Here is a 19,731-nt window from a genome sequence, read left to right on the forward strand (position 1 = left end):
GACACCACTCCATCTGTAGTACTACCTTCAAACCACTTCAAGTAGAGTACAACAGTTCAGGTGGTGTGGTTCATGCGAAAGCTCGTCTACTACGTGGGTGTCACGCTCGACGGATACATCGCGGGTCCGGACGGCCAATACGACTTCTTCCCGACCAACGACGACCTGCTCGCCTGGATCCACGCCGACTACCCCGAATTTGTGCCCACCCCGGCCCGGGGGATGGCAGGCATCGCGGACGCGCCCAACCGGCACTGCGACACCCTCGTCATGGGGCGCGGCACCTACGACCCCGGCGTGGCGATGGGAATCACCAGCCCCTACGCGCATCTGCGCCAGTACGTCGTCTCCCGCAGCCTCGGCCCGGTCGACGCCCCCGACCTCGAGGTGGTCGACGCCGACCCGCTCGGCTTGGTGCGGCGACTCAAGAAAGAGGAGGGCCTCGACATCTGGCTCTGCGGCGGCGGCGATCTGGCCGGACAACTGTTCGGTGAGATCGACCAGTTGATCCTCAAGAGCTACCCGGTGATCGCGGGCGCGGGCGTCCCGCTGGTCGCGGGCGGATTCGACCCGACCCGGTTCCGGCCGACCCGCAGGCAGGAATTCGGTGACGTCATCGTCTCCTGGTTCGACCGCGTCTGAACGGGACGGTTCGGCTCAGCCGGTGAGCAGCGACAGGCGCACCTGGCGGTCGGGATTGTCGACGTTCAGGTCGACCAGCGCGATCGACTGCCAGGTGCCCAGGGCCAACCGCCCGTCCAGCACCGGCACCGTGGCGTACGGCGGGATCAGCGCGGGCATCACGTGGGACCGGCCGTGACCACGTGACCCGTGCGCGTGCCGCCAGCGGTCATCGGCGGGCAGCAGGTCGCGCAGCGCGGCCAACAGGTCGTCGTCGCTGCCCGCGCCGAGTTCGATGATCGCGATACCGGCCGTCGCGTGCGGGACGAACACGTGCAGCAGTCCGTCGCCCGCTCCCGCCACGAAATCCGCGCACGCGTCGGTCAGATCGTGGACGACCTCGGTCGCTCCGGTACGCACGGACAGCACGGTGGATTTCATGGATCTGCTCCTCTTTCGCGGATCGGGGTGTGACGTACAAAGGTGTGGATTACCTCACGTGCGCGCCGCAGCCGTGCACGGCGACCGGTTCGCGTCGCCGCCGCGGTGTCGGCTCGGCGGTGCGGGGCGACCGGTCCCGACCGGTCTCCGGTCTCGTCGCCGACCGCACGCGACGGACGTGACCTGCGCGATCCCGGGCGCGGGCCGTCCCGGACGACCGAGCGGCGCGGCCACGGAACCGAAGGCCAACCACCCCTGCGACTTTGCCGATTCCCCGTCCGATCCGAGTTCGACGGCGACGCGCCGAGCCGGTCGCGACGCACGGCGAGGGCGGAGGTAGCACCCCGTTCTCCGGAATCCGGCCGGTACTCTGGACTGCTGTCAGCTGCTGTTTGTCGATCTTGGAGGACCCTGACGTGGCTCTCGTGGTTCAGAAGTACGGAGGATCCTCGGTGGCCACCGCCGAGCGTATCCGGCGCGTCGCTGAACGGATCGTCGAAACGAAGAAACAGGGCCACGACGTCGTGGTCGTCTGCTCCGCGATGGGCGACACCACCGACGAACTGCTCGACCTCGCCCAGCAGGTGGCGCCCGCGCCGCCCGCCCGCGAGATGGACATGCTGCTCACCTCCGGCGAACGCATCTCCAACGCGCTGGTCGCGATGGCCATCCATTCGCTGGGGGCCGAGGCGCGGTCGTTCACGGGTTCGCAGGCCGGCGTCATCACCACCGGCGCGCACGGCAAGGCGAAGATCATCGACGTCACCCCGAGCAGGCTGCGGTCCGCGCTCGACGAGGGAATGGTCGTGCTGGTCGCGGGCTTCCAGGGCGTCAGCCAGGACAGCAAGGACGTCACCACGCTCGGTCGCGGCGGCTCCGACACGACCGCCGTAGCGTTGGCGGCGGCGCTCGAGGCCGACGTGTGCGAGATCTACACCGACGTCGACGGCGTGTTCACCGCCGATCCGCGGATCGTGCCCGACGCCCAGCGCCTGGATCAGGTCTCCTACGAGGAGATGCTGGAACTGGCCGCCTGCGGGGCCAAGGTGCTCATGCTGCGCTGCGTCGAATACGCCCGCCGCTACAACGTGCCCGTCCACGTCCGCTCGTCCTACACCGACAAGCCGGGCACCTACGTTTACGGATCGATGGAGGACATCCCCTTGGAGCAAGCAATCCTCACCGGCGTCGCGCACGACCGCAGCGAGGCCAAGGTGACCGTCGTCGGACTGCCGGACGTGCCGGGCTACGCCGCCAAGGTGTTCCGCGCCGTCGCCGACGCGGAGATCAACATCGACATGGTCCTGCAGAACATCTCGAAGATCGATACCGGCAAGACCGACATCACCTTCACCCTGCCCAAGACCGACGGGTCGCGCGCGGTGGAACTGCTCACCCGCTACCAGGACGAGATCGGTTTCGCCCAGGTCCTCTACGACGACCACATCGGCAAGGTGTCGCTGGTCGGCGCGGGCATGAAGAGCCATCCCGGCGTCACCGCCACCTTCTGCGAGGCGCTGGCCGAGGCCGGGGTCAACATCGACCTCATCTCCACTTCCGAGATCCGGATCTCGGTGCTGGTCAAGGACACCGAACTCGACGACGCGGTACGCGTGCTGCACAAGGCGTTCGATCTCGGCGGCGACGAGGTCGCGGTCGTGCACGCGGGAACGGGGCGATAGACATGGGTATCCGCGTAGGAGTCGTCGGCGCGACCGGCCAGGTCGGCGCCGTCATGCGCAAGTTGCTCGAGGAGCGCGACTTCCCGGCCGACGAGGTGCGCTTCTTCGCCTCGGCGCGTTCGGCGGGCAAGACGTTGCCGTGGCGCGGCGGCGAGATCGTCGTGGAGGACACCGAGACCGCCGATCCGTCGGGCCTGGACATCGCGTTGTTCTCCGCGGGCGCGACCATGTCGCGCGTGCAGGCGCCGCGTTTCGCGGCCGCCGGCGTCACGGTGATCGACAACTCCTCGGCTTGGCGCAAGGATCCCGAAGTCCCGCTGGTCGTCTCGGAGGTCAACCCCGAGCAGACCAGGAATCTGGTCAAGGGCATCATCGCCAACCCGAACTGCACCACGATGGCGGCCATGCCGGTGCTCAAGCCGCTGCACGACGCGGCCGGGCTGCGCAGGCTCGTCGTCTCCAGCTACCAGGCGGTCTCCGGCAGCGGCCTGGCCGGCGTCGAGGAACTTGCCTCGCAGGTGCGCGCGGTGGTGGACGACGCCGAGAAGTTGGTGCACGACGGCGGCGCGGTCACCTTCCCCGCGCCGAACAAGTACGTCGCGCCGATCGCCTTCGACGTCATCCCGCTGGCGGGCGCGATCGTGGACGACGGCAGCTTCGAGACCGACGAGGACCAGAAGCTGCGCAACGAGAGTCGCAAGATCCTCGGCCTGCCGGACCTGCTGGTCAGCGGCACCTGTGTGCGCGTCCCGGTGTTCACCGGGCACTCGCTGTCGATCAACGCGGAATTCGCCGACCCGATCTCGGTCGAGCGGGCCAAGCAGATTCTCGGCGGCGCGCCCGGCGTGCGACTGGTCGACGTGCCGACGCCGTTGCAGGCGGCGGGCGCGGACGAATCGCTGGTCGGCCGCATCCGTCAGGATCCGGGCGCTCCGGAGGGACGCGGCCTGGCGCTGTTCGTCTCCGGTGACAATCTGCGCAAGGGCGCGGCGCTCAACACCATCCAGATCGCCGAAGTCCTGCTCAGCGAACGCTGATCGACATCGGGTGACGGGCTCCGGGAATCTCCCGGGGCCCGTTTCCGTCAGCGGCGGATGCCCGGCGCGTCCGGGCCGAGACAGGCCAGGATCGCGCAACCCGGCGCGGTGTCGGCGAAGGGCGGGGCCAGCGGATAGTTCAGGCAGCTCACCACGGTGCAGCCCGGATAGGCGCTCGGGCCGATGCCGAACACCGCGACCAGGATGTTCGTGTCGATGAACCGCCCCGGATCGGTGCGCAGCGGCGGTTCCACATAGGGCCCAGGATCGGGCACCGGGCTGTCGTGCATGGCGGCGAACAGCCTGCGGAAGAATTCCCAGGGCAGTTCGGCGGTGTTCTGGATGACGCCGGTCGGTCCGTAGCGGCTGACGTTGCCGTACGCGCCCGTCCACACCACCGTCAGGTCGAGACTCGGGATGACGAATACGTTCTGCATGCCGAGCCCGGCCATCGAATACACGTCCGGCGGAAGGAAACCCGCCGTTTCCGCGCAGCCGGGGCCGAGCCAGAACAGGTAGCCGTAGCAGGGATTCGTCCGCGACGGACTGCGCGCGGCGTCGAGGTAGGCGCGCGAGACGATGCGCCGCTCACCCCAGCGCCCGTCGTCGGCGACCAGCAAGCCGAGTTTGGCGAAGTCGTTGGGCGGGATCATCAGGTGCGCGTAGCCGTAGGTGTTGCCGGAACGGTCACGCGCCCAGTAGTAGTCGGAGCGTGGAATGCCGAGCGGGTCGAACAACTCGCGCTGGGCGAACTGTTGCAGCGGTTCGCCGAGGGCGATCTCCAGGACGTAGGCGAGCAGGTCGACGGTGCGCTGGCTGTAGCTGAACGCGGTGCCGGGCGGATTGTCCAGCGGCACACCGAGCGCCTGCACCGCGCTGTTGGGATCGAGCGGGATGACCCCGGTGATGCCTTCGGTCAGCACGCCAACCTTCATGCCGGAGGTCTCGGTGAGCAGGTTCTCCACGGTGATCGAGCGGTGCGCGGCGTCACCGAGCCCCGGCGGGAGGTAGCGGTCGATCGGCGCGTCGAGGTCGAGCAGGCCCCTGTCCCAGGCCATGCCGACGAGCACCGACACCACACTCTTGGTGGCGCTCCAGATATTCCACGCCACGTCGCCGGTCGCCGCGTTGGTCGGCCCTTCGCCGACCAGGCAGTTGTCGCGGAACACCTGCACGTTGAGTCGGTTGCGGGTGCTCGCGAACCGCAAGGCTTCGTCGAGTAGTTCGGAATCGAACCCGGCCTGTTCGGGTGTGGCGCGCGCGAATTCGCGCCCGGAGGACACCGCGCAGCGCACGCCGCCGTCCGTGGGCGCGGCCTGGGCGACCCCCGTGCCCACGCTCCCCGCCACCAGCGCCACCGCCGCGATTCGCACCACGAAACCCCGGATTCGCCCCATCGCTGAAGATTAGCGCGCAGGTGGTCGCCCGACCAGTCATTCCCGGCGGGTCGCGGCGGGACCGTGGCGGCGCCGCACCACGAACCAGACCGCGCCGACGGCCAACACGGTGAGCCCGACCAGGACCGACTCGAGCGGCAGCGCGAAGCCCACGACCACACAGCCGACCGCGCCCAGGTACGGCACGGCCCGCGCGAGCCGCGACCGGGGTTCGTCGAGGGTGCTCGCCGCGATGTTCGCGATCAGGTAGTAGGTCAGCACGGTGAACGACGAGAAGCCGATGGCCGCACGCAGATCCGTGGTCGCCGCGAGGACCCCCACCACCGCGCCCACCACCAGACCGGCCCGGTGCGGGACGCCGAAGCGCGGATGCACCGCGCCCAGCGCCGCCGGGACGTGCCGGTCGCGGGCCATCGCGAACACCATCCGCGAGACGCCGAGCAGCAGGCCGAGCAACGCGCCCGCCGCCGCCAAGGCCGCGCCGACGCGGACCACCGGGGCGAGCCAGGGCGCACCCGCGGCGGTCACCAGCGCGGCCAGCGGGTCGACGCTCGCGGCGAGTCCACCCGCGCCGAGGGTGCGCAACGCCGCCGCGGCGACCAGCGCGTAGACGGTCAGGCAGAGGCCGAGGCTGACCATGATCGCGCGCGGGATGGTGCGGCGCGGGTCGCGCACCTCCTCGCCGAGCGTCGCCAGTCGCGCGTAACCGGCGAAGGCGAAGAACAGCAGACCGGCCGCCTCCAGTACGCCTTTCGGGCCGCCGGGATCGAGAACGGCACGCGCCGCGTCGTCGTCACCGCTCAACCCGACCACTACCACGGCGGCCAGCACCGCGAGGACCGCCGCCACCAGGACCCGCGTCACCAGGGCCGATTTCTGGATTCCGGTGTAGTCGATCGCGGTGATCGCCACGACTGCGGCCACCGCCACCACGCGGGCGTGCTCGGGCCAGGCGTACGCGCCGATGGTCAAGGCCATCGCGGCGCAGGACGCCGTCTTGCCGACCGTGAATCCCCAGCCCGCGAGATATCCCCAGAACGCGCCCAGCCGTTCCCGCCCGTAGACGTAGGCGCCGCCGGAAACCGGGTACCGCGCGGCCAATCGGGCCGTGGACGTCGCGTTGCAGTAGGCCAGCAACGCCGCGATCGCCAACGCGACGGGCAGCAGGTCACCCGCCGCCGCGGCCGCCGAGGCGAACGCGACGAAGACGCCCGCCCCGATCATCGAGGCCAGCCCGATCACCACCGAATCGGTGAGGCCGAGCCTGCGCGGTAGTGCGCTGTGCGTGGTCACCCCTGCATCCTGCTGCACCCCGTCGACCAGTTCCCGGCGGCTCGGGGTGATCCGTGCCACCGTCGGTGTTCCCGCTTACGATCATGGAGATTTCGTAGGAAGAACCCCGGGGGGCGTCATGAACGATGATCCAGTACTGGCCGAAATGCTCGCCGCGCTCGCGCGCAGTCCCGAGGTGCTGCCGCTGCGCGTACGTGTGATCGAACTGCTCGCCGAACGCGGCCGCTACGCCGACGCCCTCGGACATTGCGGTCTCGCACTCACCCAGCAACCCGGCGAGACCCGGGTGCTGGAACTGCTCCAGCACTGCACGGCCGCCCTCGCGTCGGGCGCACCCGCCGCCGTCGCCCCGGGCGCCGCGCCCACCGCGGGCCGAGCCCCCGTTTCCGGTGACGCCGGTGCCGCGACTCCTGATGCCGCGCCCCCCGTGGGCCGAGCTGCTGTTTCCGGTGACACCGCCGCCGCGACTCCCGATGCCGCGCCCCCCGTGGGCCGAGCCGCCGAGACGGACGAGCACGCCGCCGCGAGCCGATCGGAACCGGATTCCGCAGGGCGGGGCGAGTATTCGTCCGGCCGTTCCGAGCGGGACCAAGCGAACGCCGACGCGGCGAATCCGCAGGCCGGCGAGCCCGCGCGGCGTCCGGAAGGCTACGACTGGAAGGCCGCCGAGGACGAGGTCGCCGACATCATCGCGCCCGCGTTCGTGGATCGCGAGCCGGGTGAGTTCGTCGTAGCGGGCGATGCCGGGTTGTTCTCGAAGTCGAAGGTGACTCTCGCCGACGTCGGCGGGATGGACGAGGTGAAGCGGCAGATCGATCTCGGACTGTTGGGCCCGCTGCGCAATCCCGAACTGGCCAAGGCTTTCGGGACGTCGGCGCGCGGCGGCCTGCTGCTCTACGGCCCGCCCGGCTGCGGCAAGACCTTCCTGGCTTCGGCGGTGGCGGGGGAGTTGGGCGCGAACTTCTACCCGATCGAGATCGCCGACATCCTCGACATCTACATCGGCGCGAGCGAACGCAACCTGCACAACATCTTCGAGGTGGCCCGCCGCAACGCCCCGTGCGTGCTGTTCTTCGACGAGGTGGACGCGCTGGGCCACAAGCGCAGTCAGATGTCGGGCTCGTCGAGTATGCGCAATGTGGTGAATCAGCTGCTCAACGAGATGGATTCGGTGTCGGGCGACAACGAGGGCGTCTACATCCTCGGGGCGACCAATCATCCGTGGGATGTGGACGTGGCGCTGCGGCGTCCGGGCCGTTTCGACCGGATGATCCTGGTGGGCCTGCCCGATCCGGCGGCCCGCGCGTCGATCCTGCACTACCACCTGCGCGATCGGCCGGTCGCGGGCGTGGATCTCGGTGCGCTGGTGGGGCGCACGGAAGGGTTCTCGGGCGCCGACCTGGCGCACGTGTGCACCTCGGCCACCCAACTCGCGATGGCCGACTCGCTGCGCACCGGCACCGTGCGCCCGGTCACGATGGACGATCTGCTGCGGGCGTTGGCGCAGGTGCGGCCTAGTGCGGGCGCGTGGTTCGAATCCGCCCGCAACGTGGTGGAATTCGCCAACGGCGACGGCAGCTACGACGAACTCGCGCTGTACATGAAGCGCATGAAGCGGTGAACGGGAAGGTCGAGAAGGCCGCGCTGCTGATCGATCTCGGCCGTTTCGACGCGGCGACGAAACTGCTGGGCGAGGTGCTGGCGGGTGACCCGGAGGCTCCCGACGCGCTGGCCTACCTCGCGCTGTGCCGCTACGCGGGCACGGATTACGCGGGCACGGTGCAGGCGTGCGGGAACGCGCTGCGGGTGTCTCCGGATTTCGAGTTCCCGTGGCGACTACTGGCTTTGGCGCATATGCAACTCGCCGAGGCGGCGGGGCCGGGCAGGCGGGGCGCGGCGCTGCGCGCGCAGGCGATCCACGCCGCGGAACGCTGCGTCGAACTCGACGCCGACAACGCCGAGAACCACCGCATCCTCGGCGTGGTCACCGCCGACGTCGATCCGGCGCGCGGGCTGCGCAGCACGCTGCGCGGGCTGGAACTGGACCCGGACAACGTGGATCTGCACCTGTTGCACGCCGCCGTGCTGCGCTGCGGGTTCACCGCCCCGGAGCGTTTGGTCGACGCCCAGGCGGCGGTACACCGGGTGCTGGCGCTTGACCCCGACAACGTGGACGCGCTGCACGAGATGGCGTTGATCGATCTGGCCGCGGGTCGCCGGGCCACCGCGATGCGGCGGTTGAACGAGGTCGCGCGGGCCGATCACACCCGGGCGCCGAAGGTCAGGGCGCAACTGTCGGAGATCCGGCGCGGGCACGGGTTGGACGCGCCCACCCCGCACTCGGGCGGGCTGTCGGCCGGGCAGATGCGGTTGATCGCGGCCGGGGTCCTGCTGGTGATCTGCTTGGGCGCGGCGCTGCTCGACGGCGGGCCGGAATCGGCGAGTCACGACCACCGGACCTCCCGGACGCCCGCGATCCCCGCGATCATGACGCAGTACATGAACTGGGAGAGTCGACGGCCCTACGTGCCGCCGCAGCGCGAGTTCCCCACCGGCGTCCTGGTCCCGCGGATCTCGCTGTCGCCCACCCCCGCCGCGCCGAGATGAGCGACACCGACCCGGTGAGAGCGGAACCGGACCGCTGTCGACAACCTCACATCCGACCACCGTTTTCTTGACCGGGTCCGAGGAACTGGGACCATCGTTGATGTGTACAGCGACGGTGGGCCACGCGAGTGGCTGCGAGCGGCGGGACTGCGGGTGACCGCACCCCGCCTCGCCGTGCTGCACGCTGTCGCGGAACGGCCGCATTCCGATGCCGATCGGGTCGCGGCGGCCGTCCGCACGGACCTCGGTTCGGTGTCCACGCAGGCCGTCTACGACGTGCTGCGCGCGTGCGTGAACGCGGGCATCCTGCGGCGCATCGAACCCGCCGGTTCCTCGGCCCTCTACGAGACCCGCACCGGGGACAACCACCACCACCTGGTCTGCCGCGGTTGCGGCGCGGTGGTGGACGTGGACTGCGTGGTCGGCGCGATGCCGTGCCTCGAGCCCGGCGACGATCACGGCTTCAGCGTCGATGAGGCCGAGGTCGTGTTCTGGGGCCGTTGCGGCGAGTGCCGCGCGGCCGCCGTCACCGCCTGAGCGGGCGCCGACCGCGCGAAGCCGGCCCGAGCGAGCGGGCCGGAGTGGTAGTCGGGGCCGGTCGCGGAGACGACCGGCCCGGGATCAGTCGAATCTCAGAGCAGGCCCCACCAATACAACAGGCAGGCCAGCACGAAGACCACCACGGTTTCCATCGTCGCTCCAATCTTCTTGGCGCACTGACTACATCATCGCCCCAATGGCGGGCGGGCGGGGCGAAATGGCCGTCACCAGCGTGTTCTGTGCTCCAAGGTCTTTTTAAGTGCGCAGCAAGCCCCCCATCGCATTGTGTATCTCGACAGCGGAGCAATCCGATAACACCGAGCACTCAGGAGGGACGGATGATCGGCAACTCGGGTGACGAGATCGCCGCGAGCTACCCGCACAAGGTGGGTCGAGCGGCACTCGGGACGTTCGACCACTGCCGGTAACCGGGGGAAGGGGGAGAGCCAGTCGAAGGGCCGGGTGGGGAACGCGGCGCGACTTGTCCACGAGGGGTGACAAGTCGGGGCGCGGGATGACGCCGGTCGGATCGGTCCACGAGGGGTGATCGATCCGACCGTCGGCGTCATCGGGCACGCATGACTAGGCACTTCCGGGAGCTGACGGGCGATCGGGGCGCCATCGCTGCGACCGGTAACCATCGGTGTATGTCGTCGACCCCACTCCGGATTCACCGGGCCGGTCCCATGACCGGTCCGGTTCCCGTTCGAATCGCCGTCGGCTGACTCACTCGGCCTTCGTCAGCGCGCTGGGCCACCACACCTTCGGGCCGATCAGGCTGAACAGCGCCGGGATGATGACCGTGCGCACCACGAAGGTGTCGAGCAGGATGCCGATGCCGACCACGATGCCCAACTGCGTCAAGGTGATCAGCGGCAGCACGCCGAGCACGCAGAACACCGCCGCCAGCACGATGCCCGCGCTGGTGATGACCGCGCCGGTCGCGGACACTGCCCGCACGATCCCGCCGGTGGTCCCGTGACCGGGCGTCTCCTCACGGGCCCTGGTGACCAGGAAGATCGTGTAGTCGACGCCGAGGGCCACCAGGAACAGGAACGCGAACAGCGGAACGCTGGTGTCGATGCCGGGGAACCCGAAGACGTGGGTGCTCAGCCAACTGCCCAGCCCGAGCGCCGCGACCGCGCTGAACACCGTCACCCCGACCAGCAGCACCGCCGCCGGGACCGCGCGCAGCAGCGCGAGCAGGATGACGGCGACCACGGCCAGGATCAGCGGGATGATGACCGCGCGGTCGCGTGCGGCGGCTTCGCGGACGTCGTATTCCTCGGCGTCGCTGCCGCCCACGATGGCGTCGGCGTCGGGGATCTCGGCCAGGGCGCCGCGCAGGTTCTCGATGATCTCGAAGGCGCGGTCGGAGGCGGGATCGGCGTCGATGACCACCGACCAGCGCGCCAGCCCGGTGGGGGAGGTGCCGGTGGGGGTCGCCCGGATGACGCCGTCCACGCCGGTCAGCGCGGATTCCACGCGCGGGGCCGCCTGCGCGTCGGCGATCACCGTCGCCGGGTCCGAGGACCCGGAGGGGAAGTGTTCGGCCAGGGTGTCGAAGCCCTCGACCGATTCGGCGCGCACCCGGAACTGTTCGGTCTGGGTGAGGCCGACGTCGACGGTGAACAGTCCGGCGGCGAAGAGCGCGAGCAGGGCGGTCGCGGCGACCACGACGGCGACCGGCCTGGCCACCACGCGGGTGGCGATGGTGTGCCAGAGACCTGTTTCGGTGGTGTCGCGGTCGTCGGGGCGCGGGACGAACGGCCAGAAGATATTGCGTCCGCACAGCGCCAGCGCGGCGGGCAGGCCGACGAGCACGAAGATCAGCGCCACCAGCAGACCCGCGGCCGCGAGCACGCCGAGGCTGCGGGTGCTGGGCACCGAGGCGAGCACCAGCACGAGCAGCGCGGCGACGACCGTGAGGTTGCTGGCCAGGATGGCCGGGCCGGCGCGGCGCACCGCTTCCCGCAGCGCGGCGCGGTGGTCGTCGTGGCGGTGCAGTTCGTCGCGGTACCGCGAGACCAACAGCAGCGCGTAGTTTGTGCCCGCGCCGAAGACGAGCACGCTGGTGATGCCCGAGGTCGATCCGTCGAAGCTCAGGTCGGTCAGCCGGGCGATCCCGGTGCCGACGGTGGTCGCCAACCGGTCCGCGATGCCGATGACCAGCAGCGGGACCAACCACAGCACCGGGGAGCGGTAGGTCAGGATGAGCAGGACGGCCACGACCAAGGCGGTCACGGCGAGCAGGGTGGTGTTGGCGCCCGAGAACGAGTCGGCGATATCGGCCCCGAAGGCCGGGCCGCCGGTGATCTGCACGCGCAAGGTGTCGGGGGTGTCCGCCGCGGCGGCGGATCGGATGGCGTCGACGCGCTCGGTGAGCGCGGTGCCGTTCAGGTCGGCCGAGATGGGGACCTGCCCGAGCAGGGCTTCGCCGTCCTGCGACGGGATGAGCACTCCGGGTGGTCCGCCGACGGGGTCCTGACTCGCGGTGGCCGCCCGGGTGAGCACTTCGGCGGCGGCGGCGCGGTCCGCGTCCTGGATCGGGCCGCCGTCGGCCCGGGTGACGACGACGATCGCGGACGCCGAACCCGCGTCGGTGAACTGTTCGCGGGCTTCGACCACCCGGGCCGATTCGGCCGCGTCGGGTAGTGAATTCGGTGCTTGACCTGCGGTGTCGTTCTCGCCGATACCCGCCATCAGCCCCGCGGCCAGGGCGAGCAGTATCAGCAGGAACACCCAGGACAGGCGGGCGGTCACGGCGGCGGCGTATCGATCCCAGATTCCCACGCGGCGAACTCTCTCATAATCTTAACTATTAAACAACAGAGAGAACATGACGGTTCGGGGCCGATACGGCGTTAGGCTGACCGGGTGACCGACAGCGACACCCCGGCGCGACACGCGAACGAAGGAACCGCTCGTGGCGCGCTGGAAACCGCGATCGGGTCCGACCTACGGGCCCTCACGGCGATCTCGGACCAGCTCGGCCACGTCTTCGCCCGCTCGAACAACCTGCGCCCCAACGATTTCCGCGCCCTGCTCCACGTCGCCACCGCCGAGCACGCCGAGAGCCCCCTCACCCCGGGGCAGCTCGGCAAACTCATGGGGATGTCCTCGGCCGCCGTCACCTACCTGGTCGAGCGCATGATCGACTCCGGCCACCTGCGCCGCGACGGCGACCGCAACGACCGCCGCCGCGTCCTGATCCACCACGACGAATCCGGCCGGGCCGCCGCCGAGGACTTCTTCGTCCCGCTCGGCCGGCGCACCCGCGCCGCCATGGCGGAATTCTCCGACGACGACCTCGACGTCACCCACCGGGTGCTCACCGCCGTCATCGCGGCGCTCGGCGAACACTTCGCGGCGCTGGGCCGCCCCCCGGCACCGGAGTCCGAGGACTAGCCGATCCCGAGGGGCTGGGCCGGCTCAGTTCTGCCGCTGGAGATACGCCTTCCACCCGCCGAAGGCGGTGATGTCGGTCGCCGCGCTCGCCGCGTCGAACGAACAGGCGAACCCGACCACCGCGCGTCCGTCGGCCAGGTCGATGCTCGCCAAAGCCATCGGCGGGGGCAGCTCGGCGAGGAACTGCCCGAGCCCGGCGCGCGAGACCCGGAACAACTCGCCCAGGATCGGCGCGCCCAGCCCCGTCCCGTGCCGCACCAGACCGGGCTTGGCGGGCACGGTGTCCAGCGCGGTGAGCCGATAGGCGTCGGAGGTGGTGATCTCGCCGGCGAAGCGCGCGCCGATCCGTTCGAGTTGCCAGTGCAGCGGTTGCCCGCGCAGATGCGCGCCGAACACCGCCAACTCCACCCCCTCGGCGACGAAGGCGGGCGACTCGACACCGACGATACGCGCGGCGATGTCCACCGCGACCTGATCGCCGAACGCGGGCGTCACCACCATCACGCCGAACGGCGCGCCGCTCGCGGTCGGACTGCCCGGCACCGCCACCGCGGCCATGTCCAGCAGGTTGCAGAAATTCGTGTAGGTGCCCATGCGCCGATTGATCCCGATCGGGTCGGCGGCCACGGCCGCGATCGACGGATGTTCGGTCGTGGTCGGCAGCAGCAGGCCGTCTACGTCTGCCAACAGCGCCACCGCCGCCGCCTTCGCGCGGGCCAGCGTGTCGAGGTCGGCGGCGAATCCGGGACCGGTGGTGCGACCGGCCGCCGCGATGATGGCCGCGACCGTCGGGTCGGCGCTCGCGGGATCGGCCGCCAGGAACTCCCCGACCGCCGCGAACCGCTCGGCCACCACCGAGCCGTCGTAGAGCAGCAGCGCCGCCGCCAACAGACCCGACACGTCGATCTCGGTCGTCTCGATGCCCGCCTCGCCCAACCCCGCCACGGTCGCCGCGAACGCGGCCCGGTACTCGGGCGACAAGACCGCCAGATCCGCCGCGCGCGGCACCGCCAGTCTGGGCGTGGCGGGCGCGGCCAAGGCGACGTCGGCGGGCCAGGTCCGGCTGCGCGGATCACCCGCGTCCGGACCGGCCATCAGCCGCGCCGCCGCCACCGCCGCCGGGAGATCGGCGGCGAACACCGTCACCGCGTCGTAGTCGGCGCAGGCCGGGACGACGCCGTGGGCCGGAATGATCCCCAGACTCGCCTTCACCCCGACGATCCCGTGCAGCGCCGCGGGCACCCGGCCCGAACCCGCGGTATCCGTCCCGATCCCGATGTCGGCGATGCCCAGCGCCACCGCCACCGCCGACCCAGAACTCGACCCGCCCGAGACGAGCTCCGGGTCCAGCGCGTTGCGCACCGCCCCGTACGGGCTGCGGGTGCCGACCAGACCGGTCGCGAACTGGTCCAGATTCGTCTTGCCGAGCACGATCGCGCCCGCCGCCACCAACCGCCGCACCGCGACCGCCGTCACCGCGGCGTCGTAGGCGAACTCCGGGCAGGCCGCCGTGGTCGGCAGACCCGCCACATCGATGTTGTCCTTCACCGCGAGCAGCGCGCCCGCCAACGGCAGCGACTCACCCGCGGCCAGTCGGGCTTCGACCGCGGCGGCGTCCGCGACGACCTCCTCGCGAGGCCGCAGGGTTATCCACACCTCGGGGCGGTCCACCTCGGCGATACGCCGGAACGCGGCCGCGACCCGTTCGGTGGGAGATTCGTGCACCTCGGTGTTGTCCAGGACGCCTGTGGTCATTCAGTCGACTCCGATCACTGCTAGCGGGGTTCCCGGTTCCACCTTCGCCCCCGGGGTGGCGAGGACTTTCAGAACGGTGCCGGTGCCCGGGCTGTGCACCGGCAGTTCCAACTTCATGGCTTCCAGAACGGCGACCGGAGCGCCCGCGTCGAGTCGCTGACCCTCCACGATCTCCACCCGCCACACATTGCCGATCATCGGCGCGGTCACCACGGTCGCGTCGGCGGGCAGACCCGCCAGCGGATCGTCGACCACCGCCGCGACCGGCGCCGCGACGGCGTCGCGCTCGAATTCGCCCGCCGCCCGCCACGCCCGCTTCTCGGCCTCGAAGGCCGCGGCCTGCGCGGACTCGAACGCGGCGATGGCCTCGGCGTTCTCGGCGAGCACGCGCCGGTGATCGGCCAGCGCGAAATTGCCCGCGACCACCTCGGCCTCGAAACGGCCCGCCTTCGCCGCGGCGCGGTGTTCGAGCAGTTCCTCCGGGGTGACCGGCTCCCAGACGATGCGGTCGAAGTAGCGGAACAACCACGGGGTGCCCGGCTCGAACGGCGCGGTCTGCCGGTGGCTGGACCAGATCGGGACGGTCCGCCCGATCAACTGGTAACCGCCGGGGGAGGCCATCCCGTACACGCACAGGTATTTGCCGCCGATGCCGACCGCGTCGGCGGGCGTCCAGGTGCGCGCGGGGTTGTATTTGGTGGTCACCAACCGGTGCCGCGGATCCAACGGCACCGCCAGCGGCGCGCCCAAGTAGACGTCGCCGAGGCCCAGGACCAGATATTCGGCGTCGAAGACCGCCGCGCGGACCTCGTCCACACTGTCGAGTCCGTTCACGCGGCGGATGAACTCGGTGTTGGAGGGCAGCCACGGCGCGGTGTCGCGCACGCCGCTGCGGTAGCGGTCGATCGCCTCGGCGATGGACGGATCGTCGAACGACAGCGGCAACCGGATCGTGCGACTGGGCACGACCAGATCGTTGCCCGCGGGCAGATCCGCCTCCAACTCGGCCAACACGCCGAGCAGTCGACGTTGCGGGAGTACGTCGGGATCGAAGTGGATGTGCAAGGACCGCACACCCGGGGTGACGTCGACGATCCCGGCCGGACCGGCGTCCGCCAGGGCCTCGGCCAGCGCGTGCACCCGCATCCGCAACCCGAGATCGAGCACCATGTCGCCGTATTCGACCAGGATGTTGTCGTCACCGCCGCGCAGATACACCACGCGCGGGCGGTCCGCGCCCGCCTCGACCCCGCCGAGCACACCGCGGTCGACCTCCGCGTCCCGGGTGCGCGGATCGGCGCGCCCCACCGCGCTCGCCACGGACGCGCGCGCCCTGGTGTCCGAACCGCGCAGCCGATCGGCCTCCGCGTCCGTGACCGGCACGAATCGCACCGTGTCACCCGGACGCAGCTGACCCAACTTCCAGCGGTGCGCCGAGACCACGGTCAGCGGGCAGGCGAACCCGCCCAGACTCGGGCCGTCGGGCCCCAGCAGGATCGGCGTGTCCCCGGAGACGTTGAGCGACCCGACGCTGTACGGATTGTCGTGCAGGTTCGACGGATGCAGTCCCGCGTCGCCGCCGTCATCGCGCGACCACGTCGGCTTCGGACCCTCCAGGCGGATGCCGGTCCGGTTGGCGTGCGTGCCCACCCGCCACGGATGGGCGTAGAACTGGTCCATGTCGGCGTCGGTGAAATAGGCGGGCGCGGTCTGCGGGCCCACCCCGACGGCGAGTTCCCACTCGTGCCCGAACTCCGGCCGACTCGTCCGCGCGACCGCCCCCGGCTGCCCGGGAGCCGCCGACCCGAGATCGAGGACGTCGCCACTGGCCAGCGCCCGCCCGGCGACCCCGCCGAAACCGCCGAGGGTGAACGTCGCCGCACTGCCGTGGTACCGGGGAACGGCGAACCCGCCGCGCACCGCCAAGTAGGTGCGCAACCCCGCGTCCGCGGGCGCGCCGATATCGAGCACCGACCCCGCCGACACCGCCACCGGTTCCCACATGCGGACCGCGTCGCCGTCCACCAGCACCGGGGCGGGCGCGCCGGTCACACAGACCACCGCGTCGACCGAGAACCGCAGCGCCGGCCCCTGCAACGTGCACTCCAACGCCGCCGCCGATCCCGCGTTGCCGACCGCCGTGTTGGCCAGCCGGAACGACAGGTCGTCCATGGGCCCCGACGGCGGAATCCCCACCCGCCACAACCCGATCCGGCCCGGATGGTCCTGCACGGTCGTCATCGTGCCGCCGCGCAGCACGTCCACGCGGGGTTCGACCGGATCGATACCGGCCAGAGTCGTCGTCGAATGCTGTCCGGCCAGCACGGTCGGGTCCAGGACCGCCGCGCGCAGTTGCGCCAGATTGGTGCGCACGCCGTGCACGGCCGTGCGCGACAGAGCCGACCCCAGATCCGCGAACGCCGCCTCCCGCGTGGCGTTCGCGGCGATCACCTTCGCCAGCATCGGGTCGTAGTGGGGACTGACCTCGGTCCCCGCGCGCACCCACGTGTCCACGCGCACGTCATCGGGGAACTCCGCCGCCGTGATCGTGCCCGCGCTGGGCCGGTGATCGGCCGCCGGGTCCTCCGCGTACACGCGAGCCTCCACCGCGCTGCCGACGATCGGCGGACCGGACTCGGCCATCCCGTCCAGCATCGCGCCGTCACCGCCCGCCAGGCGCAACATCCACGCCACCAGGTCGACACCGGTCACCGCCTCGGTCACCGGATGCTCCACCTGCAATCGCGTGTTCACCTCCAAGAACGACGCCGCGTCCCGCTCCGCGTCGTAGACGAACTCGACCGTGCCCGCCGACCGGTAGTCCACCGACCGCGCCAACTCCCGCGACGTCGCGGTCAACCGATCGGTCAACTCCGCGCTCAACCCCGGCGCGGGCGCCTCCTCCACCACCTTCTGATGGCGACGCTGCAACGAACAGTCCCGGGTGCCCAGACTCACCACCCGGCCCGCCCCGTCCCCGAACAACTGCACCTCGACATGCCTGGCCCGAGCCACGAAACGCTCCAGGAACACCCCGTCGGAGGAGAAATTGGTCGACGCCAGGCGTCGCACCGCCAGATACGCCGCGCGGACCGCCTCCGCGTCCGCGCAGGCGCGCATCCCGATGCCGCCCCCGCCGCCGACCGCCTTCACCATCACCGGGAACCCGATGCGCTCCGCCTCCGCCACCGCGTGATCCGCCGAAGTCAGCAGGTCACTGCCCGGGATCAGCGGCACACCGGCCGCCGCGGCCGCCGCCCGCGCGGTGTGCTTGTCACCGAAGATCCGCAACTGCTCCGGCGTCGGGCCGACGAACGCGATCCCCGCTGCCGCCACCGCCGTCGCGAACTCGGCGTTCTCCGAAAGGAACCCGTAGCCCGGATGGATCGCGCCCGCCCCGCTCGACAGCGCCGCCTCGATCACCCGATCCGCGCGCAGATACGACTCCGCCGCCGCGCTCGGCCCCACCGCCACCGCGACATCGGCGAACTCCACGTGCGCCGCGCCCGCGTCCGCCGCCGAATACACCGCGACCGTCTTCAACCCCAGCTCGCGCGCCGACCGCAGAATCCGACAGGCGATCTCACCCCGGTTCGCGACCAGGACGGTATCGAAATCCATCGCCGTCCCTACTCGGTCGCCAACGACATCGCCGTGATCGCCCGCGTCACGCGATCGAGCACGACATCCAACGATTCCCCGATATGGGTGTGCAACAGTCGGTACGCCGACCGCAGATCATCGGCCAGCACCGCGTCCAGAATTCCGAGATGTTCGGTGATCGTCGTCTCGATCCGGTTGTTGACCATGAAGTCGTACATACGGACATGGCGGATCCGCGAATTCACCGATTGCAACGACCGCACCAATTCCGCGTTCCCCGCCGCCGTCAGCAACGTGACGTGGAATTCCTCGTCCCGCACCACGAAACCCGGCTCCTGCGCGGGCGGATCGGCCTGCAACGCCAACCAACTCGCCCGCTCGGCGGTCAACAGCGCGTGATCGTGGGTCACCGAGGGATTGTCGATGGCCCGCTGGATCCCGCCCAGTTCCAACGTGATCCGCAGCTCGTAGAGGTCGCGGATCAGCGGGATGCTCGGCCGCACCGGACTGAACCCGTATTCCTCGCGTTTCAGCAGACCATCCGAACACAACACCGTCAGCGCCTCGCGGATCGGAGTACGCGAAATACCGAAGCGCGCGGAGAGTTTCGGTTCGGTCAGGCGCTCGCCGAATTTGATGTCACCATTCATCAATTCGGCCCGCAACGTCGTGTACACGACGTCGCGCAAAGGCCGTCCCGCAGCATCGGCCAGTGTGGCCACCCGTGTCGACATACGTGTATACGCTATGGAGCGCGCGTTTCCAGCAGATGACGGCAGGTTAGCTCGTCGTAATACTCTGCTCACCGGCACACCGCCGCCGACACCGGGAACAGCGGTTTCCGGTCACCACGTTACCCAGAATTCGCCGCACGCCCGCCGACATGTCATCGAGTTCACCGATTCTTGTCGAACAACGCGCGCACACTTCTCCGACAGGCAACACCGCGACCCGCGAAGCGGTGCGCCGCGGAACGCCCGCCGGAGGTGGCCATGGACCTGTTCGTACTCGTCGCACTGCTCGCGCTGGTCTCCGGACTGCTCGCCGTCATCGTCGGATCGGTCTGGTGGCCCCTACCCTCGCACGCCGCCCCCGCCGCCGACGAGCACGTCCACGACATGTGGCCCGCCGGCCGGCCCCACGAAGCCCCCGACCGCCCCTTCACCCTATTCGAGGCCCGCCAAGCCCTCCGCCGCCACCACCCCTGCCAAACCGACCGCTGCCCCCGCAAAGCCGCCGCCTCCCGAGCCCTCCGAGCCGCCGGCTACCCCACCGACTGACCAGCCCTCCCGCGGACTCGGACCTGACGCGTGCACAGGAGTAGTCCGACGAGACTTCACACAGTGC

General features: G+C 70.4%; 15 protein-coding genes. 8 read left to right on the top strand and 7 right to left on the bottom strand.

Annotated features, from left to right (window positions below; translation table 11 throughout):
- The first annotated feature begins 72 nt into the window (after positions 1-72).
- The gene (locus ON30_RS01335; protein WP_040703560.1) at positions 73-642 is read left to right on the top strand and encodes a dihydrofolate reductase family protein; all 570 of its coding nucleotides are present in this window, start codon (positions 73-75) and stop codon (positions 640-642) included.
- A 15-nt stretch (positions 643-657) separates the two neighbouring features.
- On the opposite strand, the gene ON30_RS01340 is transcribed toward ON30_RS01335, so the two are convergent.
- Positions 658-1,062: a secondary thiamine-phosphate synthase enzyme YjbQ gene (locus ON30_RS01340; RefSeq protein ID WP_040703512.1), complete on the bottom strand. Its 405-nt coding sequence runs from the start codon at positions 1,060-1,062 to the stop codon at positions 658-660.
- A gap of 416 nt (positions 1,063-1,478) precedes the next feature.
- Here ON30_RS01340 and ON30_RS01345 point away from each other — a divergent pair, with 416 nt between their 5' ends.
- Positions 1,479-2,744 (top strand): aspartate kinase, encoded by a 1,266-nt coding sequence (locus ON30_RS01345; RefSeq protein WP_040703514.1) that lies wholly within the window; start codon positions 1,479-1,481, stop codon positions 2,742-2,744.
- Between the two features lie 2 nt (positions 2,745-2,746).
- Complete coding sequence (locus tag ON30_RS01350; protein ID WP_040703515.1) at positions 2,747-3,781, top strand: aspartate-semialdehyde dehydrogenase; 1,035 nt, start codon at positions 2,747-2,749, stop codon at positions 3,779-3,781.
- A 47-nt stretch (positions 3,782-3,828) separates the two neighbouring features.
- Here ON30_RS01350 and ON30_RS01355 read toward each other — a convergent pair whose 3' ends face one another.
- Both ON30_RS01355 and ON30_RS01360 read right to left on the bottom strand, forming a co-directional pair.
- A complete protein-coding gene (locus ON30_RS01355) occupies positions 3,829-5,178 on the bottom strand; it encodes a serine hydrolase domain-containing protein (RefSeq protein ID WP_040703518.1) in 1,350 nt (449 codons plus the stop codon).
- A 36-nt stretch (positions 5,179-5,214) separates the two neighbouring features.
- Entirely contained in the window at positions 5,215-6,471 is a 1,257-nt protein-coding gene (locus ON30_RS01360) for an APC family permease (RefSeq protein ID WP_040703561.1), read from the bottom strand.
- Positions 6,472-6,589: 118 nt separating this feature from the next.
- Between ON30_RS01360 and ON30_RS01365 the strand changes: the two genes are divergently transcribed.
- The 3 genes from ON30_RS01365 to ON30_RS01375 all read left to right on the top strand — a co-directional run bounded on the left by ON30_RS01365 (position 6,590) and on the right by ON30_RS01375 (position 9,615).
- Positions 6,590-8,092 (top strand): ATP-binding protein, encoded by a 1,503-nt coding sequence (locus tag ON30_RS01365; RefSeq protein ID WP_040703520.1) that lies wholly within the window; start codon positions 6,590-6,592, stop codon positions 8,090-8,092.
- Positions 8,089-9,078 (top strand): tetratricopeptide repeat protein, encoded by a 990-nt coding sequence (locus ON30_RS01370; protein WP_040703523.1) that lies wholly within the window; start codon positions 8,089-8,091, stop codon positions 9,076-9,078. Before ON30_RS01365 ends, ON30_RS01370 begins: the two co-directional genes overlap by 4 nt.
- Positions 9,079-9,231: 153 nt before the next feature.
- On the top strand, positions 9,232-9,615 hold the full coding sequence (locus ON30_RS01375; protein WP_373282470.1) for a Fur family transcriptional regulator: 384 nt from the start codon (positions 9,232-9,234) through the stop codon (positions 9,613-9,615).
- Positions 9,616-10,344: 729 nt separating this feature from the next.
- Here ON30_RS01375 and ON30_RS01380 read toward each other — a convergent pair.
- The gene (locus ON30_RS01380; RefSeq protein WP_085999253.1) at positions 10,345-12,321 is read right to left on the bottom strand and encodes an MMPL family transporter; all 1,977 of its coding nucleotides are present in this window, start codon (positions 12,319-12,321) and stop codon (positions 10,345-10,347) included.
- A 174-nt stretch (positions 12,322-12,495) separates the two neighbouring features.
- Between ON30_RS01380 and ON30_RS01385 the strand changes: the two genes are divergently transcribed.
- The gene (locus tag ON30_RS01385) at positions 12,496-13,026 is read left to right on the top strand and encodes a MarR family winged helix-turn-helix transcriptional regulator (RefSeq protein ID WP_051028810.1); all 531 of its coding nucleotides are present in this window, start codon (positions 12,496-12,498) and stop codon (positions 13,024-13,026) included.
- A 24-nt stretch (positions 13,027-13,050) separates the two neighbouring features.
- Here ON30_RS01385 and atzF read toward each other — a convergent pair whose 3' ends face one another.
- The 3 genes from atzF to ON30_RS01400 are packed head-to-tail and all read right to left on the bottom strand — an operon-like array spanning position 13,051 to position 19,118.
- A complete protein-coding gene (gene atzF / locus ON30_RS01390; protein ID WP_040703527.1) occupies positions 13,051-14,781 on the bottom strand; it encodes an allophanate hydrolase in 1,731 nt (576 codons plus the stop codon).
- Positions 14,782-18,402, bottom strand: a complete 3,621-nt coding sequence (gene uca, locus ON30_RS01395; protein WP_040703528.1) for an urea carboxylase — start codon at positions 18,400-18,402, stop codon at positions 14,782-14,784.
- An 8-nt stretch (positions 18,403-18,410) separates the two neighbouring features.
- Positions 18,411-19,118: a GntR family transcriptional regulator gene (locus ON30_RS01400; protein WP_040703529.1), complete on the bottom strand. Its 708-nt coding sequence runs from the start codon at positions 19,116-19,118 to the stop codon at positions 18,411-18,413.
- Positions 19,119-19,376: 258 nt separating this feature from the next.
- Between ON30_RS01400 and ON30_RS01405 the strand changes: the two genes are divergently transcribed.
- The gene (locus tag ON30_RS01405) at positions 19,377-19,664 is read left to right on the top strand and encodes a hypothetical protein (protein ID WP_040703530.1); all 288 of its coding nucleotides are present in this window, start codon (positions 19,377-19,379) and stop codon (positions 19,662-19,664) included.
- Positions 19,665-19,731: the final 67 nt, after the last annotated feature.

The organism is Nocardia takedensis NBRC 100417 (assembly GCF_000308695.1).
Taxonomy (GTDB): domain Bacteria; phylum Actinomycetota; class Actinomycetes; order Mycobacteriales; family Mycobacteriaceae; genus Nocardia; species Nocardia takedensis.

Bases quoted from the DNA above. Each gene is read 5' to 3' on its own strand.
- ON30_RS01365 (WP_040703520.1), top strand. From the start codon at position 6,590: ATGAACGATGATCCAGTACTGGCCGAAATGCTCGCCGCGCTCGCGCGC.
- ON30_RS01335 (WP_040703560.1), top strand. From the start codon at position 73: ATGCGAAAGCTCGTCTACTACGTGGGTGTCACGCTCGACGGATACATC.
- ON30_RS01340 (WP_040703512.1), bottom strand. From the start codon at position 1,062: ATGAAATCCACCGTGCTGTCCGTGCGTACCGGAGCGACCGAGGTCGTC.
- ON30_RS01380 (WP_085999253.1), bottom strand. From the start codon at position 12,321: ATGGCGGGTATCGGCGAGAACGACACCGCAGGTCAAGCACCGAATTCA.
- ON30_RS01350 (WP_040703515.1), top strand. From the start codon at position 2,747: ATGGGTATCCGCGTAGGAGTCGTCGGCGCGACCGGCCAGGTCGGCGCC.
- ON30_RS01405 (WP_040703530.1), top strand. From the start codon at position 19,377: ATGGACCTGTTCGTACTCGTCGCACTGCTCGCGCTGGTCTCCGGACTG.
- atzF (WP_040703527.1), bottom strand. From the start codon at position 14,781: ATGACCACAGGCGTCCTGGACAACACCGAGGTGCACGAATCTCCCACC.
- uca (WP_040703528.1), bottom strand. From the start codon at position 18,402: ATGGATTTCGATACCGTCCTGGTCGCGAACCGGGGTGAGATCGCCTGT.
- ON30_RS01355 (WP_040703518.1), bottom strand. From the start codon at position 5,178: ATGGGGCGAATCCGGGGTTTCGTGGTGCGAATCGCGGCGGTGGCGCTG.
- ON30_RS01400 (WP_040703529.1), bottom strand. From the start codon at position 19,118: ATGTCGACACGGGTGGCCACACTGGCCGATGCTGCGGGACGGCCTTTG.